Raw genomic sequence first — 23908 nt, forward strand, 5'->3', positions numbered from 1 at the left:
ATCGCCCGCCTTGCTACCCTTAGCCTCCCTGCCTTGCGCCTCTTGCGATCCGCGAACGCCGGCCTGCCGGCGAAGGAGAAGCCATGTCCGCGACCGCTTCCGATGAGAGCCCGGCGATCGAGCTGATCAATGTCAGCCGCCGCTTCCTGACACCCGATGGCCGGTCGATGACCGCGATCCGCGACTTCAACATGAGCGTGGCGCGCGGTGAGTTCGTCGCCGTGGTCGGCCCGACAGGCTGCGGCAAGTCGACCACGCTGAACCTGGTGACCGGCCTCGCCCGCCCCTCGAGCGGCGAAGTCCGCCTGTTCGGCGCCCCCGTCGACGGCATCGACCCACGCATCGGCTTCGCCTTCCAGACCGATGCGCTGTTCCCCTGGCGCAACGTGATCGACAATGTCGTGGCCGGCCCGCTCTTCCGGGGGACACCGCGCGACGCGGCCTATGCGAAGGCCAGGCAATGGCTGGCGCGCGTCCACCTGACCGGACATGAGACGAAATACCCGCACCAGCTCTCCGGCGGCATGCGCAAGCGCGTCTCGCTGGCGCAGACCTTCATCAACGAGCCGCAGATCCTGCTGATGGACGAGCCCTTCTCGGCGCTCGACGTGCAGACGCGCGTGCTGATGCACGACGTGCTGCTCGACCTCTGGTCGGAGGCGAAGGCCTCGGTCGTCTTCGTGACGCATGACCTGGAAGAAGCGATTGCGCTCGCCGACAAGGTCTATGTGCTGACCTCGGGGCCCGCGACGGTGAAATCGGTCTATCCCGTCGATCTGCCGCGCCCGCGCGTGGTCAGCGAAATCCGCTACGAGCAGGACTTCATCGCCCTGTCCAAGACGATCTGGGACGACCTGCGCGACGAAGTGCAGCGCGGCGCCGCCCGCGACGAAGCCCGCGCAGCCTAGATCATCGAACCGGATACCGTATCCGGACCGATGATCTAACCATCTGTGATTGCGTCGGCTTTCCCGAAAAGCGCAATCCACTTTTCGGGCCGATGCCTAGGGAGAATTGACATGGCCGATATCGCAATCGCCTCCGGGCCGGTCTATCGCGCCGGGACCTCCGACGCCGAGATCGAGGCCGCCGCCGCCAAGGCGGCGCGCCGCCGCACGCAGCTCGTCCTGTTCTGGCGCTGGGCCATCCTGCTCGCTTTCCTCGGTGGCTGGGAGATCGGCGCGCGCACCGGCATCATCGACGAGTTCTTCTTCTCGAGCCCGAGCGCGATCTGGTCGCGCCTGGTCGAATGGATCTTCGAGGGCACCTCGGAAGGGCCGCTCTGGTTCCATCTCTGGGTGACCATGGAGGAATCGCTGATCGGCTTCGCGACCGGCTCGGTCGCCGGCATCGTCGTCGGCATCGCGCTCGGCCGCAACCGCATGCTGGCCGATATCTTCTCGATCTATATCAAGGTGATCAACTCGATTCCTCGTGTGGTGCTGGCACCGATCTTCATCATGGTCTTCGGGCTCGGCCTCGCGTCCAAGGTCGCCCTGTCCTTCGTCATGGTGTTCTTCGTGGTCTTCGCCAACGCCTTCCAGGGCGTGCGCGAGGCCGACCGAAACCTGATCGCCAATGCCCAGATCCTCGGTGCGCGCGGCTGGCAGCTGACGCGCTCGGTGGTGATCCCCTCGGCGATGAGCTGGATCTTCGCTTCGCTGCATGTGAGTTTCGGCTTCGCCATCATCGGCGCGATCGTCGGGGAGTTCGTCGGCGCGCGCTACGGCATCGGGCTCCTGATCAACATCGCCAAAGGCTCCTTCGATTCCGCCGGCATGTATGCCGCGATCGTCGTGATCATGGTTGTCGCCCTGCTGGCCGAATACCTGATGACCCGGCTGGAGCGCAGCCTCGCGACATGGCGGCCCGCCCCCTTGCAAGACACGCAGTAGGACACGCGCAACGAAAGAAAAGGCCTCGCCCGGTCCACCGACCGGGCGAGGCTATTTTTGTGACTGGCGATACCCGGTTCAGCCTGGGTGGATCAGCTCTGGTCCGGCGCCGCAGCCGGCAGCGACGGAAGCCTGACCTCGGCTCGCAGGCCCGGCCCGGCGGAACGATCCGCGAGGGCGACGCTGCCGCCATGCGCTGCGGCGATCTCGCGCACGATCGGAAGCCCGAGGCCCGTGCCGTCCGGCCCGGCGCCCGGCAGGCGGTAGAAGCGCTCGAAGACCCTCTCCCGTTCCTCTTCGGGGATGCCCGGCCCGGTATCCTCGACGACAAGGCGGATCTGGCCCTCTGTCTGCGACAGCGCGACGGAGACGGCACCGCCCGTTTGCGTGTAGCGCAGCGCATTCTCGACGAGGTTGACGACGATCTCGCGCAACAGCGTCTCGTGCCCCTGCAGCATGGCCGCCCCGCCCGACAGATCGAAGGCGAGGTCGATCTCGCGCTCGAAGGCAATCGGCGCCAGGCCCTCCAGGGCCTCGCGCGTTACCGTGGCGAAGTCGACGGGGACCTTGCGCAGGGCCGCGCCACCCGGTTCGGCACGGGCCAAGGTCAGCAACTGGTTGACCAGCCGGGCCAGGGCATCGAGCCCTCGGTCGATGGCGTGGAGGGTTTCGTCCTTGGAGGCGAGCTCGGTTTCCCGCAATCCGACGGTCGACTGGGTCTTCAGGACGGCAAGTGGCGTCCGCATCTGATGGGAGGCATTGGCGACGAAGCGCCTCTGCAAGGCCACATAGCGCTCGATGCGCCCGAAGGCGTGATTGAGCGCGCCGATCAGCGGTCTCAACTCACTCTGCAGATGCGCCGTCTCGACGGGCTGCAGCGAACCGGGGCGGCGCTCCGCCAATTCCTTGCGCAGCCCGAGCAGCGGCCCAAGGCCGCGATGCAGACCGAAGAGCGCCAGGAGCGCGGCGAGCCCCACCAGCAACGCCTGATCGCGGACCGAATTCAACCAAAGTTCGGTCACCAGCCGGTCGCGGCCGCGCAAGGTGGTGCCCACGATCACAATGGCATTGCCGCCGGCCGTCTTCGACACGACGGGCTGTGCCAGCGCCACCGCCCGGATGTCGTCGATACGAAAGCGCGCGGAGAAAAAGACGGGTTGCAGGTCGCTCGGCGGCGCGGGCGGCCCCGCGACATCGGGAAATCCGGCGATCAATTCGCCCGAGGGCGCGATCACCTGGTAGATCACCCGGTCGCGATCGGAGGTTGCGAACATCTCGATTGCCGAAGGCGGAATCAGGGCCTCTACGCTGCCGTCGCTTTCCTTGACCTGCTCCGCGATCACCCGCGCCGAAGCCAGCAGCATGCGATCGGTGACGAGGTTGGCCGTGGAAACCGCGCTCCCATGCGCCGTCCAGGCGTTGAAAGCGACGATACCGGCGAGCGGAACCAGCAGCCAGCCGAGAAGCTCGCCTCGCAGGCTCCTAGCCATCCTGCTTCCTCAGCGCGTAGCCCAGCCCACGCAACGTCCCGATGGAGACGCCGGTGCCTTCGAGCTTCTTGCGGACACGATGGACGTAAATCTCGATCGCATTCGAGGTCGCGTCATCGTCGAGGCCGAATACGGTATCGGTGAGCGTCGCCTTCGAGACGACGCGCCCCGCCGCCAGCACCAGGGTCTCGAGAACCGCGTGCTCGCGCTGGGTCAACGGCAGGGGCACGCCTCCCACCGAGAACTGCCGTGTGGTCGTCTCCAGGACGATCGCACCGAAGGCGACCGTCACCAGCCTGTCGCTTTGCTTGCGCCGCAGTTGTGCACGGACCCGTGCCTCGAGCTCGAGCGGGTCGAACGGCTTGACCAGATAGTCGTCGGCGCCGCTATCCAGCCCGGCGATACGGCTGGAGATCGCATCATTGGCGGTGAGGATGATGACGGGCGTCACGCCCTTGCGAGCCCTGAAGCGCTTGAGGATCTCGATCCCGCCCATGCCAGGCAAGGCCATGTCGAGAATGATGAGGTCATAGACCTGGGTCGAAAGCGCAGCGTCGGCGTCGCTCCCATCACGAACGCAGTCGACGACATAACGGCTCTTGCGCAGCAGGCGAGCCAGCCAATCGGACAGCTCCTGATTATCCTCGACGAGCAGTATTCGCATTGGATACGCGTTCTCGCAGGCCAATCGGCGGCACGAACCATTCCGAGCTTTCTTCCTAAACGGTCGGGCCGGGCCCTGTGAAGGAAAAGCCGTGCCGCGGCGTCCGGTTTCAGGGACGCTTCGCCCACCTTGCGAGGAGCGATCGACAACGCCATGCCAAACAATGAGTGGGCGGAAGGCGTCGTCGTAAATGCGAAGCGCCCCTCAGCCTGTGGCCATCACCTCCAGCACGCGCTGCTTCGCGGGGATCTGCGGATGGCGCCCCTTGTCGATATCGGTGATCTGCTGCTGCACCTGGCCGATCACCTGGCGGGAGAACGGGCCGAGATGGACGTAGAGCGCGACCATCATCATCACATAGGGCAAGGCCCGGCGGTTATGCGCGAGACAATCTACCAGCGTCTTCCAGAACTCGCGCCTGACGTCGCCCGTCATCGTCGACAAGCGCCAGAGCAGACGCCAGGACGATTTCAGCTCCTGCCATTCCATGGATTTCGGCAGTTCCAGACGGCGATTGGTGCAATCGAGCATCCGGCCGACGCGCCGAACCCGGCTAAAGAAAGCCCCAGGCGCATAGACGGCCTCCAGAACGGCCTTGTAATCCGCCAGAATGGCGCGGCGCGGGCGACTGGTCTCGAAGTTGAGGCCTGCGGTGCACTGGTCACCGAACTGCCGTGCGGGAGCGGTGTCATCGGGTATCTGGAGCCTTCCCTCGCGTTCCAGGCGCCGCGTCAGCTGGGTGTTGGGCAAGGCATAGAGCAGGCCGACCATGCAGACCGGGATCGCGGTATCCTCGATACAGGCGATCATGTCGCGCGCGACGCTGCCCTTCTCGCTGTCGAACCCGAGGATGAAGCCGGCATTCACGAACAGCCCCGCCCGGTAGATCCTGTGCACGCTCTCCTGCAGGCTGCGCCTTGTGTTCTGCTTCTTCTGCATCGAGATCAGCGTATCGGAGTCCGGGCTCTCGATGCCGACGAAGATCGTGAAGAAATTGGCCTCGCTCATCGCCTGCATCAGGGCCGAATCATCGGCAAGGTTGATCGACGCCTCGGTCGAGAATTCGAAGGGGAAGTCCTTCTCGGTGATCCAGCGTTTGAGATCGGGCAGGAACTGCTTGAGCGCCTTCTTGTTGCCGATGAGATTGTCGTCGACGAAATCGACATGGCCGCGATAGCCGAGCGCATGCAGCAACTCGAGCTCGGTCAGGACCTGCGCGTTCGTCTTGGTGCGCGGCACGCGCCCATAGAGCTCGATGATGTCACAGAACTCGCAATTGAAGGGGCAGCCGCGCGAGAACTGGATGCCGACATGCAGATAGCGCTCGAACTTCAGCAGATCGAAGCGCGGCGTCGGACTCCTCGTGACATCGGTCTTGCCCATTTCGGACTTGAAGACGCCGGTCCTCGCCCCTGATTGCCAGGCGGACACGAAGCTGGCCATGATCTCCTCGGCCTCCCCGAGCACCAGGAAGTCCGCGGCCGCATAGACATGCGGCGTGGAGGTAGCGTCGGGCCCGCCTACGACGACCGGTTTGCGGTGCATGCGGCACCGCTCGATGATGGCGAGCGTGCCCTCCTGCTGCGGCAGCATGCCCCCCGTCATCACGAGGTCGGCCCAGCCGAGGTTCTCTTCGGCGAGTTCTTCCGTATTCAGGTCGACGAGCCGGATCTCCCACGCCGCCGGCAACAGCGCAGCAACCGTGATCAATCCAAGCGGAGCGGCGGGATGGAGCGCTCCGGCGAGCTCGCAAGTCGCCTTGTAGTTCCAGAAGGAGCCCGCGTTGAAACGCGGATAGACCATCAAGACCCTGCAGCGTTCACTGTGCATGTCGTCTCCTGCTTCGCGCCTTGACCGGAGGAATGCGGGCTCATCGGCCGACGAGCCTCCGGACGGGCGCGCCTGCGTGCCCAAAACGGGGGGCTGCAAGGACTTGCTGATTGCTAGGACTTGCGGACTGGGGGAGAAGCTCGAGACATCGCTGCTACCGTCGTTGAGCGATCGCTGCTCGAATTCAGCATTGGGCGGGTGGAAAGACGGGCATTGCGTCGCTGCCTCCGGGTTGGCAGGGACATCATCAGCAAGGACCGTGCCTGAGAACCTGGTGCACTCCACGCGTCAGAATACGGTGTTTTCAGCGCTTCCTGAGCGAGAACGCCCCCAAGAGCCCCTCAAAACATCACGGAAGCTCCAAACGCTGGAGCTGCCGCGACCACTCCGTCGCGCCAGCTGCGCCGCGCCTGCGGCCTGTCGCGCGGCGCCTCGTCGTCACCGGCGCCTGGCGACGACAACGAAGGTCTGGCACCGCCTCATCAGGGCCGGGAACCGCCGCCCCAGGGCCTCGACCGGGGCCATGCACAGCGTGTTCAACCAATCGAACTTCCGGAAGACCGGTGGCCAGAGCCCGTACCAATGCACCTCCTCGACCGCGAAGCCGTGCGCCTCGAGCAGTGCAACCGCCTCGTCCTCGCGCATCAGCTTGTAGATCTCACGCCCGGCAATACGGTTGCGAAGGGGATAGACGAGCCCCACCAGGCTTGCCGGGTTGCCATGGAAATTGGCAACGAGAACGCCGTCCTTGACGAGGCAGTTCCTCAGGACGTCGAGCACCTCCGCGCGAAGCGAAGGCTCGGCATTGAGGAAGAAGCGAAAGGCGGTGCAAACCTGCCGGTCGCTGACGGCCTCGATCGCACCGGTCCGGGTCAGGTCGGCCTCGACGAAGCGGATTTCAGGGTAGCGCGCGCGCGCGTGAGCGAGCATTTCCGGCGAAATATCGACGCCGACGATGTCGTCGAAAGCCTCTTCATGCAGTTCCAGGATGCGCCCGGTCCCGCAGGCGAAATCGAGGGACCTCGACGCGCCTCGGGACGCAAGCCCCGCAAAGATCTCCCTGAGCAAAGGCGCTTCGACCTCGCGCCAGTTGATGGCGTAGTAGCCCTCGGAGAAGATCCTGACATAACGCTGGCCATAGCCTGCGCCGGTCGATCTCACGCGGTAGGATTCGCATTGCGGGACGTACGGCTGGCCCAGGCCACCGCCCCCGCGCGCTCCGCCTCGTGGCTCCCTCTCCCAGGTCGCGCCAACGGTCGAAGCATCGCTCCGTCCGTTCGCCAGCTGTGATCTGGACCAATGCATCGGCACCGGAGGCGCGGCCGAGGCCAGGCCCGGCCTGATCTGGAGGCGCAGGCGCAGGAAGATGGCGAGCGCCAGGTTCAAGGCGATGACGGTGACGACCGTTGCCACCGCGGCGCCGGTCAGTCCCCAGAACCGGTTCGCCACAATCGTGGCCACGATGTTCACCGCAGCCCCCGCGATCAGCATGGTTGCTGCTGCCCGCTCTTGCCCAGCCATCGTCATGAGCGCTTGCTGGGAACCGAAAGCGGCCGCGACGACCTGACCTACCAGGAGGATGCGAAGGACGGGGCCCGCGCGTTCGAAGTCGGGCCCCAGCCAGTTCAGCAGCGGATCGGTGAGCAGGAGCAGCGGAACGGAGATCAGGACCGCCGCCATCAATGACAGTCTGGCGGAGTGGCTCAGCAGCGCCTGAAGTTGCGGTCGATCATCCCCGCCATCCAATCGCGAAGCCAGAGGCAGGATCGATCGGCCAAAGGCCACCAGGGGACGTGTCGCCAGTGTCGCCATGCTGAGGGCAATGCCGAAGATGCCGACCTTGGTAATGCGCCCCTCCAGTCCGAGCACGATGACGCCGGCCCGGTTCAGGACGATCTCGGCGGCGACGATCATCGTGAGGGGCGCGATGGAGGAGCGCCATTCGGCGGCGGCATAATTCGCGACGGCCACGCGGACAGCCCGCGGCCGCCCCCCCCGCAGGGCCGGCACGAGCACCATGGCCGCCATCGCCGAGCCGACAAGCGTGGAGCCCATGACGAGCGTCGCGTCGCGTGGCCACAGATGGTACCAGGCTGTCAGGAAGATCACGCCGAGAACAAGCCCGTTCAGGACGACACGCTCGATCGCGAGGACCGACAGCGCGCCGCCGAAGCTCCGTGTGACGGAGCCGCTGATCAGGAGAAGCGTAAGCAGAGGTGCCGCTGCCAGAGCCATCAGACAGGTCGCGATGACCTCCGGCCGCAAGAAGCCGGGATACATGGTGACGAAGGTCGCTCCGACGACGGCGATCGCCATGGCGGTCGCCAGCGTCCTGCGGACGGCATACTGGATCACGCCCCGGGCTAGGCTGCTCTCCTGCCGCGCGAGATAGGCTGGCAGGAGGCGCACCAGCGAAATGTTGAAGCCCAGCGTGGAGCTGTAGGCGACCACGCTCGCGCAGGCGAAGGCGAAGGCGTAGATGCCGTAGCTATGGGCGCCGATGACCCTGGCGGCGAGAAACTCGACGAGAAAAGCGAGAAGGGCCCCGATCAGATAGGGCAGCAGCGCGTGCATGCCGGGGAGCGGAATGGCCTGTTGAGGAGCCCAGGCGGCAGAGGCGACACTCCCCGCTGCCGCGGTGGCGGCCGGCGCAGGGACAGTGGGATGAGCCAGACCGGAGCGCCCTGTCGTAAGGCCCGCGGCGGCTCGCGCGGCGGACGTACCGATCGGGGCGCGAACCGGGCGCCTCGCGAGGACCTCCTCGACGGCTACGTCCAGCGCGCTGCCGAGCGTCGCCTCGTCTTGAAAGGCAAGCGAGATCACCGGCGTCCCGTGCTCATGCAGGAGCCCGTCGGCGCGAGCGATGACGGGCGCCGCGGCGTGGCTCATTCCGAAATCCGTCTCGGGCGTCTCCGACTGTGCATCGATGCAGATAACCAGATCGGCCTTTGGCACCTGTTCGAGGGCTGCTTCCAGGGTGGCCTCGCTGAGGGCCCAGCTGTGCGTGGCGAGCAGGCAGACGGTTTGAACGAAGCCTTGTTCGAAGATCACGATCTGGTCCGACCGGGCAGCCTCCGACCAGGCATGGCTCAGGCTCGCATTATATTGGCGCAGGACGCCGAACCAGGCCGCATTGGCTGGCGGCAGCATGGCGAGGATATCGAAGCCGGGCCAGAATCCGAGCCTGCGACTGAGCGGGAGGACCGCCGCCGCGGCCCATTGGCCGATGCCGCGGAAGACATGCCCGGTGGTTTTGCCCGGAGGGTCTCGGGCCGGATCCCCTGTTGCGGGCCAGTCGCCCTGAATGATCTCGGCTGTCTGACCGCTCTCGCGGAGCCTCTTGCACAATTCGCTGGCGAAGCTTGCTCTGGTTGCACCGGTGGCGCCGAAAAGATCAATGATCATAGGCCGATACCCTTGCATTGAAAGAAAGTGCCACTGCATTGGGGGGCCGGGTGCACTCCGGCGTGTTGACGCTCGGCTCTCGTGATTGCCGTCATTCGGCGGCGATGGCAGCGCCACCCTGCCGAAGCAGGGAGACCGTGCAGCAGGCGACCTCGCGGGCCTCCCACGATCGGTGTCGGTTGCTCGTCGCGCATCGGATCAACCCTGTTTTCGGCGGCCGGCTGTGGGATTGACCTCAACCGGCTACGCCCGGGGCACGGCCAGTTCATCCTTCGAATGAACGAAGCCGGCGTCGATTGCGCCAGGCGGCGCCTCGGCGCAGGGGCCGGAGCAGTCGGCCCGACGGCCAGGAAATGCCCGGTCATCCTTCGTTCGGAGGATGCCGAGCGCCTGCTGGGCGCGTACCAGAGAGGGGCCTGGCTCGCTCGGGCGCAGCTGACTTTTGGGAAGCCCCGAGTGGGAGGAGCCCTCGTTTCTCATGCGACCTGGACGCCGACCCTGGGCGCCTCGGCTCCAGACCCTTGCATGCGTCTCGATGACCGGATGGCCGCACGAAGCGAGCGTTCGGGCCCAGCTGCACCCTGGCCTCGGTGGTACGCAGGATGCCTCGGGCGCCCCGCCTGCCCTGTTGTCGGCGGCGTTCCAACAGCCTCCGACGCCTGGAGCTGGTGACAAACCCCGAAGCATCCGCAGGCGAGAAGCCATCGGCTATTCATCCTGGGAGATTGCGATGCCAGTCGTTCAAATGCGTCCATTCAGCTATGATATCTGCGATCACTCAACGTCGGCCGAGATCGAGCGGATCAAATCCGCCTATGCGAAATATGCGGAGAGAGATCGCGGAAACCCGGACAAGGAGAGGCGCCCCGGGCGCCTGCGCATGGTGCGCGATCGCGATGTCGCCCTGTACCGCTTGCTTGATCGGGAAGCGGCGCCTCCCCTCAAGCAGTATCGTGTACTGGACCTGGGCTGCGGGACGGGCGATCTGGTCCGCCGACTGCAGCGCTACGGCTTTCCCAATGACCGCCTGTTCGGGGTCGACCTGCTTCCGGAAGCCCTCGCGATCGCCAGACGAAAATGCCCGGACGTGTCGTTCACGGAAGCCAATGCGGAGAATCTGCCGTTTCCCGACCAGCATTTCGATTTCATCCTGGCCTTCACGGTGTTCTCCTCGATCCTGAGCCCCCTCATGGCCAGGAACGTGGCGCGCGAGATCAATCGCGTCCTGTCTCCGAACGGGGTGATCATCTGGTATGACATGCGTTACCCCAATCCCTGGAACCGCAATGTCAGGGCCATGACACGGCGCCACATCCAGGACCTGTTTCCCGATTTCGAGAGTGAACTGGCCTCGAAAACGCTGATTCCTCCCATTGCCTACCGTCTCGGCGCTCTCACCGATCCGCTCTATCCGGCGCTGACGTTCTTCCCCGCCCTTCGATCTCACTATTTCGGCATGCTGCAACGGACTGCCGCCGTGGCCGAAACTGAGAGCACCGTGTCCTCGCCCTTGCGCCGGTCCGAACTCCAAACGCGACGGAGCGCTTCAGGACGGAGCGCTTCAACCTGACCCGATGGGGTATGCATGGGCTCGCGGGGACTCCGCCGGCCCCTTTGCGTTCTCCCCCCTGTCGAAGCCGATGCTGCGTGCCGGCGCTACGCTGCCAGGGGCCCGACGGTCGGGGCCCAGACAACGCCCGCTCCGGGTGAAATCCTGCATGTCGCGGGCGACACCCTCGACGACAGGGCCGGTGATCGCGGTGGCCTCCCTCACGGCAGCGCTCAGATCCCCGGCCGATGCCGCTCTCCCGCCCCGACGCTGACGCTCCAGCATCGGCTCGGGAGCGGGATTACGGTTTTCGGGAGAGCTGGTGAACTCACAAACGGGGTGGATCATCGGGGCGGATCGCGGGGATCCGGTCGGATGATCTAATGTGAGAGCGCGGCGTAACCACGTGCTGCCGGCTCCTCCGCGACAACGCGCGATGGGCGCATCCTGGCCTGCACCTCGGCGGTGATCCGATCGATCGACAGATTGCGGCTTGGGGCATCGATACTGCTGATCCGGATCATCGGGAGCGCGCGTGCGCTGACCATGTCGGAGACCAGGTCGACATCGTCGACATGGGCCAGGCTGCCTTGCAGGTCGATTTCGAGGTAGCGCTGAAGCGGGCCGATCTTCCGCCAGCGATCCCGAAGGCGCTCCTCCAGGAGAGAGCGTGGTGCCTCGAAGCGGACGAGCAGGTCCGGCTTAGGCACGATGTCGAGCGCGCGTCCGACAGGGTCGCGGTCGGTTATGCCGCTGAGCATGATGAGCGAGGCGACCGCCTGGACCATGCCCTGATCGAAGATCGTGATCGCATCGGAGGTTTGTGCCGCCACCCATTCGTGATGGAGCAGGGCCAGGTGCCAGTAGAGGCGAATGAACCAAAGCCGGTCCTTCGGCGGCAGGATCCGGAAGAGATCCGCGATGCCAGCGGCCGGGCCGGCGGACCTGAGCAGCCTGGCGCTGGCCAGACATTTGAGAATGCCGCGCCTCAGCGGATGGGCCCGCACACCGATCAGAGGGTTCACGACATAGCCCAGGCCGCGCAGATGGGCGGTCAGGGCGGAAACCATCGTCGTCTTTCCGGCGCCGGACGGCCCAAACATCTCCAGGATCATCGCGAGCCTCTCCGTCTTGCCTGGGCGCCCAGGAACCGAGCGCTGACTTCAGGGCATTTGGCTGCGCCATGGTCCCCGCGCCTGGCCATTCCCGCCCGTGCGTGCATTCCATGGATCGACGGCATTTTGCCTGCCCCTCCCCACCAAGGCCCGACGCAGATCGGCTTCGGCCCCAGACGGAATCCCGCCATCCCATTGCTTCCTGGCCTCGCCGAAGCGGCGCTTGAGGCAGCCTTGGGAAACTAGGAAGGCGCTTCGCGAACGTCATCCTCTGTTCGAAGGATGAGGCTCAAGCGCCTGCCTGCCGGGCAGGATCGATGCGACGCTGTCGCGGGAAACGATGCATGAGGGGGCGCTGGTCTCCGGCGGGCTGGCCTGCCGGAGCTGGGCCTGGGGCTGGGCTGTCTGCCCGGCCGGAAGGACGGCAGCGAGGCCGCCCGGATCATCGGTCGGAGCGGATCCTGTGCCGGGATGGGTGGCCTGAGGCGCGACGTCGCCCTCTTCCCTGGCAGGCGGTCTGCGGCGTCAGGCCGCGAGACGCATCTTCTCCAGGCGCGAAAAGACCTGCGCGACATCCGCCGCGGGGGTCGGCGGCCCGAAATAATAGCCTTGCACCTCAGTGCAGCCGACCGCCATGACCGCCTCCAGCTGTTCGCGGGTTTCGACGCCCTCGGCGGTGGTCGTCATGTTCAGGCTTTGCCCGAGATGGGCGATCGAGGTGACGATGGCGCGGCAATCCTCCTGCACATGCATGTCTTTGACGAAGGACCGGTCGATCTTGATCTTGTCGAAGGGGAAGCTTCTGAGGTAGCTGAGCGAGGAAAAGCCGGTGCCGAAATCGTCCATGCAGGTGCGGATGCCGAAGCGACGCAACTGGTGCAGCACGGCGAGCGTCGCGTCGCTGTCCTGAAGCAGCACGGATTCGGTGATCTCGAGTTCGAGCCGGTGAGCCGGCAGCTGGCTGGCAGCCAGCGCACTGAACACGATCTGCGCGAAGTCGTCGTTGCGAAGCTGGACGGCCGAAAGATTGACCGATACCCGCGTGCCGTTCGGCCATTGCGCCGCATCCGCGCAGGCGCGCCGCAATACCCATTCTCCTATCGTCACGATGAGCCCGGTTTCCTCGGCGACCGGAATGAATTCCGCCGGCGAGATCGCCCCACGGACCGGATGGGTCCAGCGCAGCAGCGCCTCGAAACTGACAATCTCCATCCGCTTCAGATTGACGATGGGCTGGTAGTAGACCTCCAGCTCGTTTTCCTGAAGCGCCCGACGGAGCGCATCTTCCAGCGCGCGCCGCGCGTCGATCTGCTCTTCCATGGGGGCTTCATAGAAGCAGTAGGTTCCCCGGCCGGTGTTCTTCGCCGCATACATCGCCATATCGGCATGGCGCAGCAGCGAATCGCAATCGCTGCCATCCTTGATGGCGAGCGCGATGCCGACGCAGGTCCCGATCCTGATGTCGCGGCCGGCGATGCGGAAAGGCTGCCCCATGCGTTCGACGATTCGGGTTGCGATCCGGCGAAGCTCGTCGAGATCGGGGTAGCCGCGACATAGCACAGCGAATTCATCGCCACCGAAGCGCGAGACGATATCGCTGCCGCGAACCGCTTTCTTCAGCCGTACGCTGACGGATTTCAGCAATGCGTCGCCCAGTTCGTGACCGAGCGTGTCATTGACGGTCTTGAAGCGGTCGAGGTCGAGATAGAGCACGGCGAAACTGCCGACCTCGCCTTGATGAAGTTCGAGCGCGCGCTCCAGATGTTCGCGAAACTGGGCGCGGTTCGGCAAGTCCGTCAGCGCATCATGATGCGCCATATAGGCGATGCGCTCCTCCGAGCGCCGGCGCTCGGTCACGTCCTCATAGGTTGCAACCCAGCCGCCATCGGGCATCGGCTGCTGCGAGACGGAGCAGACCGTGCCGGCGGCAAGCTCGAACGAGAATGTCGCCGATCGCGGTCCGGACGCGATGGCCTTCTGATGGGCTAGCAGGGCAGCGAAGCGCTCGTCAGCCACGGTCGTAAGACTCGCCCCCGGCTTGGTGCTCGACGCCGGCAGCTCGAACATCTGGCGAAAGCGCTCGTTGCAGACGATCAGGCGGTGCTCGCCGTCGACCAGCAGCAATCCCTGCGACATGTTGTTCAAGGCTGCATCGAAGCGCTGGTTCTGGGTCCGCAATTCGATGTCGCGCAGCACCAGCATCTCGTTTTGATTTTTCAGGCTGTCGTTCTTGCTGGAAATGTCCTCATTGGCCCGTTCGAGTTCGCCTTTCGCCTCCTTCAGCCCGTCGGTCAGCACATGCATCTCGCGATGCGCATGATTGAGCAGCCGGTTACGAAAATGAAGCAGCAGGACCAGGCCAAGCGACATCAGCACGAGCGTCACGATGATGCCCGAGAAGAACCAGTGCAGGCTCAGAAGCTCACGTTGATCGCCATCGACCTGATCGCCGGAAATGCGGTTGGCCGCGGCCGCGAGGCTCGACATCTTCTGGTCGAGCGGCGCCAGCCGCGCGCGGATCCGTGCGGCATTCTCCGGGGTGAGATGGTCGACCCAGGGCTCGATCTCGGCCAGGGCCTGGCGGAATTCATCGACGGTCGCACGCCTGTCGGCACCTTGATTGACGAATTCCTCGAACTCGCCGGAGCTGAGCAGGCTGAGGCGGTTGAGCAGGATCTGATAGCGCAGCGCTATCTCGTCTGCATCGACCTTGCTGGACGGGATGCTGAAGCTGGCGACGCGCTCCTGGAAGCGCTGCAGCTCGACGACGGACTGGCTCGCAAGCCAGGTTACATTGTAACGCGCCGTCTGCCGGATCAGATTCTGCTGCTCGACGATAAGACTTGATACATACAATGCAGACAAAACGAGGCCGACAAGAACGGCCCCGAGCAAGGTTTCTATCTTTCGCATCTTCAGCATGAGTTAATCCCGGCAGATTCTCCCACAGATGCGAACCGTTGACTGATACCACCCCGATCTCTAGCGGACAATCAACTTTGAAACCTGCCAGGCCGAACGGCTGTAGAACTTTTGACTACGCAACTCAGGGTTGCTGTCATAGGGATAGACAATGAAAAGCGGACCCTTGTCCCGAATCGGCATGTATTCAGCGTTGCGCTTCAGCGCCAGGATGACGTTGTACTTCGCGAAGTCCTCGAGCGGTATTTCAGTCGTATAGTCGTTGAGTGCGATCGCTTGAACGGTGTCGCCCTTGGCGCCGACCGATTTCATCAGTTTATCGAGGGAGATGCCCTCGAATTTCTGCGGTCCGGAGTACCACGGAGTGTTCGTCTCGATTGTCATGAGCCCCATCGCCTCGAGCGCAGCGCGGTCGAACTGTGCGGTATCTCCGCTATTGGTCACCGAGATCTTTCCGGATATCGTCAGGATGACCTTGTCCGTCGGAGCGGCCAAGGTCTGGGCGCTGACCGTCCCGGCCATGAGCAGACCAATGGACGAGATCGCGCCCAGGGTGATTCCACGTCGCAATGTGTCTATAGACATGAGGGGCTCCCGATCGGTCCAAGCTCGAAATCCTACGAGCCGGCCATTAAAAACCTCTAAAAGCGGAAATCGGTTAAATTACTGATATATTTAAGACCCCTGCGAATTCCTCTGCGATTTTGACGTACTAACCCGACCCACGTGCGACCCCTACCGCCCACGAAGGCATCTGGATGCAACATGTCACGAGCGAATAGCCTACAGAATTCAGCCCGCCTCGGAAACCACGCGGTCGACGGCTACCTGGACAAGACCGAGCGGGCGGAGATGAGGGCCGCGGCTGCGAAGAAGATCGAAGAGCTGTTCGATATTCTGCAGATCGACCACCAGAACGACCACAACACGCGCGATACACCGGCGCGGGTCGCCAAGATGTTCGTCGAGGAACTCCTGCACGGCCGCTACAACCCGCCGCCGAAGATCACCGAGTTCGACAATGCCACGAGCTACGACCAACTGATCGTCACTGGCCCGATCGATGTCCGCTCGACCTGCGCCCATCACCTGATGCCGATCTATGGCGTGGCCTTCATCGGCGTGCTGCCGTCGCCGGAAGGCAAGATCATCGGCCTGTCGAAATATGATCGCATCATCCAGCATTTCGCGGCCCGCCTCCAGATCCAGGAAGAGCTGGTCAAGCAGATCGAGCAGCATATCGTAGAGACCACCAATCCCCGCGGCCTGGCGGTGAGGATCAGCGCCGTCCACATGTGCAAGACCCATCGCGGTGTTCGGGCCAGCCATGCCAGCCGCATGGTGAACAGCTCGTTCTACGGCGAGTTTGCCACAAACGCGTCATACAAGGCCGAATTCATACAGGAATGCACATCTCTGGAACGGTTTTAGGACCCAGATCAATGGACAGCATTGCAATGATGCAGGACCACAAGCCTGCGCGGACCGTTCACCGGGATGTCTATCGGTCGACCAAGACCTATGACTTCGTCGAAGGCCTGTCCTGCTGCTTCCGCCAATGGCGCGCAACGCATTCGCATTGCAGCCTGGTTCACGGCTATGCGCTGTCCTTCAAATTCATCTTCGCCACCCACGAGCTCGACGAGCGCAACTGGTGCTTCGATTTCGGCGGGATGAAGGAGATCAAGACCTGGTTGAAGCACATGTTCGACCACACGATGATTGTCGCGGCCGACGACCCGCATCTCGACGCGTTCCAGGGGCTCGCCGACAAGGGCCTTGTCGACCTGCGGATCATGCCTGCAGTCGGCTGCGAGGCGACGGCGCGCTACACGTTCGACCACGTTGCGGCCTGGCTCGCCAATCAGATCGGCGAGCGTGTCTGGCTGGAATCAGTCGAGGTCCGCGAACACGACGGAAACTCGGCGATCTTCGAGCGCCGGCAGGGCTGAGGGCCGCCGCGTCAAGACCTGCGTCGATCTTCAGGTAGGCGCCGGGCGCGAGGCAGCGTGGCATGATCAGGCGGCGCGCCTTTCCCCCGGCTCTCGACGGCGCGAGCCCCACGGGAATTGGACGAAACCGACTCGATTCGCTTATCGCTTCCTGGTGGTTGATGGCCGACGCGTCTTGCACGCGGACCGGACCTTCATTCTGCTGGATCAGGGGCTGATTCAGGAAACGACGAAAGCTCGTTGAATTGAAACAGGAAATGAACCTGCGCCCTCCCCGCCCGATGTGGCGTAGCGGCGTTGGCCGTGCCGCGCGTTTGCGGACCTCGCCCGCCCAGAGCTAGCGACGGGCAGGGCTCGCACGACCCCCGCCGTCGGGCATAGGCCGCCTGGGTGTATCGGCTGCGATCGGCGCAAGGCGGGGCTCTCCGTCCCGCGACCGATCAGCTGCGACGGACCCGATCGTTAGCGGCGCACAAAGAGAGCATCGACAACGCGCACCTCGCCGGACCCCTTTCGGACGAGGATCGGGTTCAGATCGCACGCGGACAGCAGATCCTCACAATCGCTGGCGAGCTGCGAGAGCCTCACCCCGAGATCGACCAGATGGCTCGTGTCGGTTCGAGGCATCAGGTTGCGGTATCCCCCCAGGATGCGGTCGAGCTTGGTCCGGCGGAGCATCGTGCCGGCTTGCTGGTGATTGAACGGCGCCAGTGCGACCGCCCGATCAGCAATGAGCTCGACCAGCGTGCCGCCACTTCCCAGGACAACCATCTGGCCAAAGGGGGGCGCAGCCGTGAACCCGGCCATGGCCTCGACCGCGTCGACAAGCTGTTCCTGCAATTCATAGCCGTCGATCGTCGCCGCCGGCAGCGCCCTGCCGACATTCTCGGCAATGGTCGAGATCGCACGACGCAATCCGTCCTCATCGCGAATGCCCAGCATCACGCCGCCGACATCCGAGCGGTGCTGCACGTCGCGGGATGCGACCTTGACCACCAGGGGAAAGCCGACCTCCCGAACGCGGTCGATCGCCTCGCTCTGGTCCTTCACGACGATCGATCGTACCAGCGGGATTCCATAGGCGCGCAGCAGTCGGAATGACAGTTCGGCATCGAGAGAGCCCGAGCACTGCTCGATCTCGCGCCTCAGGCTGGCAACCTCCTTGTTGAAGGGGGGACGCGTTGCGCTGCGCTGGCTGGCCCAGGAGCCGGCAGGGCCCGGCTTGCCGAGGGCGAGGTTACCGACAGCGCGAAGTCCAGCGTGAAGCCCGCGCAGCAGCGGTACCCCGTGATCGGCCAGCATCGAACGAACGCCCGGATCGACATTCTCCGAAGTCGGCGAGATCACGACCAGCGGCGTTTCGCTCGCCTTGCCGGCCTCGGCATAGACGCCGAGCACATTCATGTAATTCTGCAACGTCGCGGGATTGAGGCTCTCCTGCGTGTCCTGAAGGGCGACGACGGCACCGACATTCTCGTCGCAGAGGACCGCCTTCATGGCCTCGGGCGTATTGCGGTCCTCGACATTGACCGTCGCTCCGAAATCGACCGGATTGTTGCCGGCCGTTCCCGGCAGGGCAGCACGCAGACGTTGCCCGGTCACTGCGCTGTACGCCGCAACAGGCACGCCCTGCACTTCCGCCACGTCGCAGGCCAGGGCCGTCTGACCGCCGGAGATGCCAACGATGCCGATGCTTGCTCCCCGGACCATGCGCCGCGCCACCGCCGAGCATTCGAGCGCCGCGATGAGCTCGTCATAATCCGCGACCGTCGCGATATTGGTCTCCCGAAAGAAGCTGTCATAGGCGTCGCGATCGCTGACCAGAGCCCCGGTATGAGCCTGGGTGGCCGCAACGCCGACATCCGAGCGACCAACCTTGAGCACCACCAGGGACTTGCCCGCGGCATGAACGCATTCGGCAGCCTCGGCGAGCGCGCGGGGGGACTTGATCGACTCCGCGACTACGCCGATGACCCGTGTCTCATCGTCGTCCGCAAGCCAGCGCACATAATCTGCGGCGGCGACCTGGAACTCGCTGCCGACGGTCACGACCTTTGAAAGCCCGATGACCGTCGAGTTCATCACCGAGATCGCCGCCGACCCGGATTGGGCCACCAGCGCCACGTTGCCGGGCCTCAGGCGCAGCGACGGCCTGGATGGGTAGAGTGGGATCGAGTCGGTGAAATTGACCAGCCCCATGCAGTTGGGGCCGTGCACGACGATGCGGCTCTGGGCGCCGAATGCCCGAATCGCCCTCTCCTCGTCATGCGAGAATCCGTTGGTGAAGACGATCGCCGAACGCACGGAACTCGACTCGAGTTCCTGCAACATGCCCGGCACATGCGCCGCGGGAATGGCAATGATCGCAAGGTCCGTCTCCGCGCGGATCTCGGCAACCGAGTTGACTGCGCGCAGGCCTTCGATCTGATCGGCCTGGGGATGGATCGGGAGGATCTCCCCCGCATAGCCCCAGGATTTCAGATTGCTGATGACCACGTTGCCCTGCGTGACGCGCTTCGCCGAGGCGCCGATAATGGCCACAGAGCGTGGCCTGACCATGGGGGTGACGTCGATATGCAAGGCGATATGTCCTTCGATAGCGGTGCGCCGTCGCAGCCGCCATCGGCGGCTGCGGGCGTTGAGGCCGGAGGGGTTACTGCTTGTCTTTGGGGAGCCAGGCTTCTGCCCAGTTCGGATGGGTGTTGAACGAGAAGTTGAACTGAGCGTCCAGGTTCTTGAAATTGTTCGTCACGGCCTCGAAGACGCGCGAATTCGTCAGGGCAAGCTGGTTCAGATCGCGCGCGATGATCTCGGCATAGGTCTTGTAGTGCGCCTTCTGCTGATCCGCCGGCGCCGAAGCCGCATTGGCAGCGACCTTGTCGAACTCGGGGTTACAGTAGCTGGTCGGATTGGCGTAGGGGACGCTGGTCTCGTTGCAGACGAAGCTGCGGTCGACGCCGAGGACCGGGTTCGAACGCCCGGTCAGCGAGATGATCGACGCATCGAAATCATGCTGCGTATAGACCTTGTTGGTCCAGATCTGCTGATCGAGCGCGCTGAGCTTCACGTCGATGCCGAGCGCCGTCCACTGCGCCTGCACGACCTGCGCCACCGCGTCATAGGGAGCAGCCGAAATCACGGCCAACTCGAGCGCGAAGCGTTTGCCGTCCTTCAGCGGAAATCCGGCCTCGTCGAGCAATTGGGCGGCGCGCTTCGGATCATAGGCATACATCGTGTCATAGTTGACCGACGGGTCGTGCAGGTTTTTGAACTGCGTCGGGATGGCGTTCTTGGCGGTCTCGGCCAGCCCCTGGTAGACATCCCTTACGATCCGCTCGCGATCGATGGCGTGGAACAGTGCCTGCCGGACCTTGACGTTGTTCATCGGCGAACGCCGCAGATTGAAGTCGATGACGGCGGTCTCGGGCGCGTTGGTCACGATCGGCACGACCCGGAACGAACCGCGCTTCGCTGCCTGCTGGGTCGCCGGGACCTGCACCACCTCGGGACGGAACCAGTTGACCTCGCCGTTGACGATGGCGTTCAGGCGCTGCTGGGGGTTCGGGATGAGCGCGAAGATCACCGAGTCTAGATAGGGCTTGGGCGCCTCCCAGTAGTGCGGATTGCGCACGAAGGTGATCGATTGGCCGCTGACCCATTTGTCGAACTTGAACGGACCAAGGCCCACCGGAGCGATATTGGCTGGATGAGTGGCGATGTCCTTGCCCTCGTAGACGTGCTTCGGCATCAGCGGAAACACCTCCTTGTCGAACAGATCGAGCGTCGCGGTCAGCGGCTGCTTGAGCGTCAGGACGAAGGTCTTGTCATCGGGAGCCGAGGACTTCTCGACCAGCGGCATGAGCTTGGTGAGATAGGTGTTGAACTTGCCGAAATTCTCCAGCGTGAAGACCACGTCGGCGGCAGAGAACGGCTTGCCGTCCGACCACTTCACGCCCTCGCGAAGGTTGAAGGTGTAGGTCTTGCCGTCCTCGGAAATGGTCCAGCTCTTTGCCAGGCGCGGAACGCGATTGGCTTCGCGGTCATAGGTCATCAGCCCGTCCGCCCAGACATCAGCGGCGAACAGCGCCGGGACCGACGATGTCATCTGGGTGTTCAGATTCGGAATCGTCGTCGAATTCAGCGCGGCGATGACCGTGCCACCCGGGACGGGCTTGCCATCGTCCGCCTGGGCTGCGGCGGAGAGCAGAAGGCTCGACGCTCCCGCAAGCAGCGAGATCGCCCCCAGCCTGTGCATCGTCCACGCATCGCTTCGTTTAGCCGTGTCCATGATGTGCTCTCTCCCTTTGGCTTTTCTGGGTAGTCCCTGCTTCAGGTCTCGACGGGCCCGGGCGTCCTCTCCACGGCGGCCGCAGTTGCCGGGCGCGATGACTCGCCGATTTCGCCTGCGCGGTGGCAGGCCGCAAAGGTCCCGGCCTGGCCAACCGGCTTCAGTGCGGGGTCGGCCGTCGCGCAGATTTCAATTGCGAAGGGGCAGCGGTGGCGGAACCGGCAGCCGCCCTGCTTGGGCTCAGGCATCTCGGCTCGCGTCTGCGTCGTGCTCAGGCTGCGGATCCGACCGCGGCGCGGATCGAGCGAAAGTCGCGCGTCGAGCAGCAGCTTCGTATAGGGATGGAACGGGCGTTCGTAGATCGAGCGGCCGATCTCGACGATCCGGCCGCGATACATCACGGCCGTCCGGTCGGCGATCGACTCCATTGCTCCGAGGTCGTGGCTGATCACCACGAAGCCGACATTGGTCGCCTTGTGCAGGTCGCGCATCAACTGCAGGACCTGGGCCTGGACCGACACGTCGAGGCTCGACAGCGGTTCGTCGGCAATGATGATCGCTGGCCGAAGCATCATCGCCCGCGCGATCGCGATGCGCTGCTGCTGCCCGCCAGAGAGTTGGTGCGGATAGCGGTCGAGATAATGGTCCGGGGGGTTAAGGCCGACCGCGGCAAGATGGCCGGCGAGAAAGGCCCGCGTCTCGCGCGACGAGGCAAGCTCATGGCGCTGGACGATGTAGCCGAGCATGCGCTCGACCGTCATGCGCGGGTTCAGCGACGAGGCCGGGTCCTGAAACACCGCCTGGACCTGGCGCCGGAACGCCTGTCTCCCGGAGGAGCCGAGCGAGGCCAGCGAGGTGCCACGAAACTGCACGTCGCCCGCCGTCGGCCGGTTCAGCATCAGGAGCAGCTTCGCGAGCGTGCTCTTGCCTGAGCCGGACTCGCCGACGATCGCCAGGGTCTCGCCCTCGTTGATATCGAGATCGACACCATCCACCGCCCGAACCGTATTCCAGCCCGGGCCATTGGCGTTGCGGCTGGTGTAGAGTTGCTCGACGCTCTGCAGGCGAAGGATTGGAGCGGTCATGACTGAAGCTCCCGCGTCAGCCGGCGCGTGCTGAGCTCAATCAAGCGCCTGGAATAGTCCTGCTGAGGCTGCTCGAAAAGCGTGATGGTCTCGGCGCTCTCGATCACCTTGCCCGCGCGCATCACGTAGACCCGGTCGCAAAGCTCGGCGACGACACCAAGGTCATGGGTGATGATGGCCATCGCCATGTTGCGCTCCTTGTGCAGCCTGTAGAGGGTCTGCAGGACCTGCAGCTGCACGGTCGCGTCGAGCGCTGTCGTCGGCTCGTCGGCAAAGAGAAGCTGGGGATCGCTGGCCAGTGCGATCGCGATCATCACGCGCTGGCGCATGCCGCCCGAGAGTTCATGCGGGTAGCGCCTGGCGAGATTGGCTGCGTCGGGTAGCCCCACCTCGTCCAGCAAGGTGTGGACGCGAGCCTTGTCCGAACCTCGCCCGGCATCCCGGGAGAGCGCCTCCTGGATCTGGCGGCCTATGCGCTGTGTCGGATTGAGGTAACCGAGCGGATCCTGAAAAATCATCGAGAAGCCCCGCCCGCGGCGCAGGGCGCGCAGCTCGGCATCGGCCATGCCCAGGATGTCGCGCCCTTCGAAGGCGAGCTTGCCGCTCAGCTCCTCGATGTTCACGTTTGGCATCAGGCGCGTCACGGCGCGCGCCATCGTGCTTTTGCCGGAACCGGATTCGCCGACGATACCGACGCATTCGCCCGGGCGGACCTGAAAATCGACTCCGTCGATCGCCTTCACGACCTTGTGGCCGAGACGCAGATGGACCTTCAGGTCGCGCACATCGAGAAGCGAGGCGCTCATTGCAGCCCTCCCATCCCGCTCGTGCTGCGTGGATCGATGACCTCGTTCAGCCCGTCGGCGAAGAGATTGAGGCCGACCACGGTGATGCAGATGGCCGCGCCCGGGAACAGGCTCATCCACCAGGCGCTGTCCATGTAGTCCTGCGCCACGAAAAGCAGCCGGCCCCAGCTCACCTTGCTCGGGTCGGAGAGACCGAGGAAGCCGAGCCCGGCCTCGATCAGGATGGCGATGCTGGCGTCGAGCGCGACCTGGACGATGATCGGCTGGATCGCGTTGGGCAGGATCTCGCGGAACATGATGTGCGCCGTCGAGAGGTCGGCGACGCGGGCGGCCGCAATGAATTCGCGATCGCGAAGCTTGATGTACTGGCCGTAGACGAGGCGAGCCTCCATCGGCCAGATCGCCAGCGCCACCGCCGCGATGAGCAGCCAGAAGTTCGAGCCGAACAGCGCAACGGCGCAGAGCACGAGAATGATGACGGGGAGTGTCTGGAACAGCTCGACCAGCCGCATCAGCGCCGCCTCGACCGGGCCCTGGAAATAGCCGGCCAGGATCCCCAGAGTGCCGCCAATGAGCAGTGCGGCCAGCGCCGCCCCCAACCCTACTAGCAGGGACGAGCGGCTGCCGTGGACGACCAGCGAGAACACGTCCCGGCCGATATTATCCGTGCCGAACAGGAATTGGGACGATGGCGGCGCGAGGCTGAGCGGGGTCTGCTCCAGCGGATTGTAGGGCGCGATCAGCGGGGCGGCCGTCGCCACGATCACCAGGACGATGAGGATGCCTGCTCCGAGCGCGCCGTGACGCGTCCCGAAGAGATTGGCGATATGGGCCTGCCAGCTCCCGACCGGGATGCCGTTGCCGGATGCCGGCGCCATGGTGGTTTTGCTGTCTGACATGGCTTCGG

17 protein-coding genes are annotated in these 23908 nt (G+C 64.4%); 5 read left to right on the forward strand and 12 right to left on the reverse strand.

Features of this window, described 5'->3' with window-relative positions; genetic code table 11:
• The first annotated feature begins 83 nt into the window (after nt 1-83).
• Nucleotides 84-908: an ABC transporter ATP-binding protein gene (locus BIWAKO_RS26355; protein WP_069881171.1), complete on the forward strand. Its 825-nt coding sequence runs from the start codon at nt 84-86 to the stop codon at nt 906-908.
• A gap of 111 nt (nt 909-1019) precedes the next feature.
• Nucleotides 1020-1895 carry an ABC transporter permease gene (locus BIWAKO_RS26360; RefSeq protein ID WP_069881172.1) on the forward strand — a complete coding sequence of 292 codons (876 nt, stop codon included), beginning with the start codon at nt 1020-1022 and terminating at the stop codon, nt 1893-1895.
• A 92-nt stretch (nt 1896-1987) separates the two neighbouring features.
• Here the strand turns inward: BIWAKO_RS26360 and BIWAKO_RS26365 are convergent, their stop codons facing one another.
• The 4 genes from BIWAKO_RS26365 to BIWAKO_RS26380 all read right to left on the reverse strand — a co-directional run bounded on the left by BIWAKO_RS26365 (nt 1988) and on the right by BIWAKO_RS26380 (nt 9284).
• A complete protein-coding gene (locus tag BIWAKO_RS26365; protein WP_069881173.1) occupies nt 1988-3385 on the reverse strand; it encodes a sensor histidine kinase in 1398 nt (465 codons plus the stop codon).
• On the reverse strand, nt 3378-4049 hold the full coding sequence (locus BIWAKO_RS26370; protein ID WP_069881174.1) for a response regulator: 672 nt from the start codon (nt 4047-4049) through the stop codon (nt 3378-3380). Before BIWAKO_RS26370 ends, BIWAKO_RS26365 begins: the two co-directional genes overlap by 8 nt.
• 204 nt (nt 4050-4253) lie before the next feature.
• Nucleotides 4254-5879, reverse strand: a complete 1626-nt coding sequence (locus BIWAKO_RS26375) for a B12-binding domain-containing radical SAM protein (protein ID WP_069881175.1) — start codon at nt 5877-5879, stop codon at nt 4254-4256.
• Between the two features lie 438 nt (nt 5880-6317).
• Nucleotides 6318-9284: a methyltransferase domain-containing protein gene (locus tag BIWAKO_RS26380; protein ID WP_069881176.1), complete on the reverse strand. Its 2967-nt coding sequence runs from the start codon at nt 9282-9284 to the stop codon at nt 6318-6320.
• A 730-nt stretch (nt 9285-10014) separates the two neighbouring features.
• On the opposite strand from BIWAKO_RS26380, the gene BIWAKO_RS26385 reads away from it, so the two are divergent.
• Nucleotides 10015-10854 carry a class I SAM-dependent methyltransferase gene (locus tag BIWAKO_RS26385; protein WP_176733405.1) on the forward strand — a complete coding sequence of 280 codons (840 nt, stop codon included), beginning with the start codon at nt 10015-10017 and terminating at the stop codon, nt 10852-10854.
• A 359-nt stretch (nt 10855-11213) separates the two neighbouring features.
• On the opposite strand, the gene BIWAKO_RS26395 is transcribed toward BIWAKO_RS26385, so the two are convergent.
• The 3 genes from BIWAKO_RS26395 to BIWAKO_RS26405 all read right to left on the reverse strand — a co-directional run bounded on the left by BIWAKO_RS26395 (nt 11214) and on the right by BIWAKO_RS26405 (nt 15392).
• Nucleotides 11214-11948 (reverse strand): hypothetical protein, encoded by a 735-nt coding sequence (locus tag BIWAKO_RS26395; protein ID WP_069881179.1) that lies wholly within the window; start codon nt 11946-11948, stop codon nt 11214-11216.
• A gap of 525 nt (nt 11949-12473) precedes the next feature.
• Entirely contained in the window at nt 12474-14870 is a 2397-nt protein-coding gene (locus BIWAKO_RS26400) for a putative bifunctional diguanylate cyclase/phosphodiesterase (RefSeq protein ID WP_069881180.1), read from the reverse strand.
• Between the two features lie 60 nt (nt 14871-14930).
• On the reverse strand, nt 14931-15392 hold the full coding sequence (locus tag BIWAKO_RS26405; RefSeq protein ID WP_069881181.1) for a putative pterin-binding protein: 462 nt from the start codon (nt 15390-15392) through the stop codon (nt 14931-14933).
• Nucleotides 15393-15635: 243 nt separating this feature from the next.
• Here BIWAKO_RS26405 and folE point away from each other — a divergent pair, with 243 nt between their 5' ends.
• Nucleotides 15636-16301 carry a GTP cyclohydrolase I gene (gene folE / locus BIWAKO_RS26410; protein ID WP_069881182.1) on the forward strand — a complete coding sequence of 222 codons (666 nt, stop codon included), beginning with the start codon at nt 15636-15638 and terminating at the stop codon, nt 16299-16301.
• A gap of 11 nt (nt 16302-16312) precedes the next feature.
• Entirely contained in the window at nt 16313-16822 is a 510-nt protein-coding gene (locus BIWAKO_RS26415; RefSeq protein ID WP_201788651.1) for a 6-pyruvoyl trahydropterin synthase family protein, read from the forward strand.
• A 462-nt stretch (nt 16823-17284) separates the two neighbouring features.
• On the opposite strand, the gene BIWAKO_RS26420 is transcribed toward BIWAKO_RS26415, so the two are convergent.
• From BIWAKO_RS26420 to BIWAKO_RS26440, 5 genes are all read right to left on the reverse strand, one after another.
• Nucleotides 17285-19402 carry an acetate--CoA ligase family protein gene (locus tag BIWAKO_RS26420; protein WP_069881183.1) on the reverse strand — a complete coding sequence of 706 codons (2118 nt, stop codon included), beginning with the start codon at nt 19400-19402 and terminating at the stop codon, nt 17285-17287.
• Between the two features lie 73 nt (nt 19403-19475).
• Nucleotides 19476-21110 carry an ABC transporter substrate-binding protein gene (locus BIWAKO_RS26425; protein WP_244523555.1) on the reverse strand — a complete coding sequence of 545 codons (1635 nt, stop codon included), beginning with the start codon at nt 21108-21110 and terminating at the stop codon, nt 19476-19478.
• 41 nt (nt 21111-21151) lie between these two features.
• On the reverse strand, nt 21152-22195 hold the full coding sequence (locus tag BIWAKO_RS26430) for an oligopeptide/dipeptide ABC transporter ATP-binding protein (RefSeq protein ID WP_069881185.1): 1044 nt from the start codon (nt 22193-22195) through the stop codon (nt 21152-21154).
• Nucleotides 22192-23001, reverse strand: coding sequence for an ABC transporter ATP-binding protein (locus BIWAKO_RS26435; protein WP_069881186.1), 810 nt, complete (start codon nt 22999-23001; stop codon nt 22192-22194). Before BIWAKO_RS26435 ends, BIWAKO_RS26430 begins: the two co-directional genes overlap by 4 nt.
• The gene (locus tag BIWAKO_RS26440) at nt 22998-23900 is read right to left on the reverse strand and encodes an ABC transporter permease (RefSeq protein WP_244523556.1); all 903 of its coding nucleotides are present in this window, start codon (nt 23898-23900) and stop codon (nt 22998-23000) included. The genes BIWAKO_RS26435 and BIWAKO_RS26440 overlap by 4 nt, the downstream gene beginning before the upstream one ends.
• Nucleotides 23901-23908: the final 8 nt, after the last annotated feature.

Origin of the sequence: Bosea sp. BIWAKO-01, assembly GCF_001748145.1 — a bacterium.
Classification (GTDB): domain Bacteria; phylum Pseudomonadota; class Alphaproteobacteria; order Rhizobiales; family Beijerinckiaceae; genus Allobosea.

Bases quoted from the DNA above. Each gene is read 5' to 3' on its own strand.
- BIWAKO_RS26415 (WP_201788651.1), top strand. From the start codon at position 16,313: ATGGACAGCATTGCAATGATGCAGGACCACAAGCCTGCGCGGACCGTT.
- BIWAKO_RS26385 (WP_176733405.1), top strand. From the start codon at position 10,015: ATGCCAGTCGTTCAAATGCGTCCATTCAGCTATGATATCTGCGATCAC.
- folE (WP_069881182.1), top strand. From the start codon at position 15,636: ATGTCACGAGCGAATAGCCTACAGAATTCAGCCCGCCTCGGAAACCAC.
- BIWAKO_RS26380 (WP_069881176.1), bottom strand. From the start codon at position 9,284: ATGATCATTGATCTTTTCGGCGCCACCGGTGCAACCAGAGCAAGCTTC.
- BIWAKO_RS26400 (WP_069881180.1), bottom strand. From the start codon at position 14,870: ATGCTGAAGATGCGAAAGATAGAAACCTTGCTCGGGGCCGTTCTTGTC.
- BIWAKO_RS26395 (WP_069881179.1), bottom strand. From the start codon at position 11,948: ATGATCCTGGAGATGTTTGGGCCGTCCGGCGCCGGAAAGACGACGATG.
- BIWAKO_RS26355 (WP_069881171.1), top strand. From the start codon at position 84: ATGTCCGCGACCGCTTCCGATGAGAGCCCGGCGATCGAGCTGATCAAT.
- BIWAKO_RS26435 (WP_069881186.1), bottom strand. From the start codon at position 23,001: ATGAGCGCCTCGCTTCTCGATGTGCGCGACCTGAAGGTCCATCTGCGT.
- BIWAKO_RS26405 (WP_069881181.1), bottom strand. From the start codon at position 15,392: ATGGCCGGGACGGTCAGCGCCCAGACCTTGGCCGCTCCGACGGACAAG.
- BIWAKO_RS26375 (WP_069881175.1), bottom strand. From the start codon at position 5,879: ATGCACAGTGAACGCTGCAGGGTCTTGATGGTCTATCCGCGTTTCAAC.
- BIWAKO_RS26365 (WP_069881173.1), bottom strand. From the start codon at position 3,385: ATGGCTAGGAGCCTGCGAGGCGAGCTTCTCGGCTGGCTGCTGGTTCCG.
- BIWAKO_RS26360 (WP_069881172.1), top strand. From the start codon at position 1,020: ATGGCCGATATCGCAATCGCCTCCGGGCCGGTCTATCGCGCCGGGACC.
- BIWAKO_RS26425 (WP_244523555.1), bottom strand. From the start codon at position 21,110: ATGGACACGGCTAAACGAAGCGATGCGTGGACGATGCACAGGCTGGGG.
- BIWAKO_RS26430 (WP_069881185.1), bottom strand. From the start codon at position 22,195: ATGACCGCTCCAATCCTTCGCCTGCAGAGCGTCGAGCAACTCTACACC.
- BIWAKO_RS26440 (WP_244523556.1), bottom strand. From the start codon at position 23,900: ATGTCAGACAGCAAAACCACCATGGCGCCGGCATCCGGCAACGGCATC.
- BIWAKO_RS26370 (WP_069881174.1), bottom strand. From the start codon at position 4,049: ATGCGAATACTGCTCGTCGAGGATAATCAGGAGCTGTCCGATTGGCTG.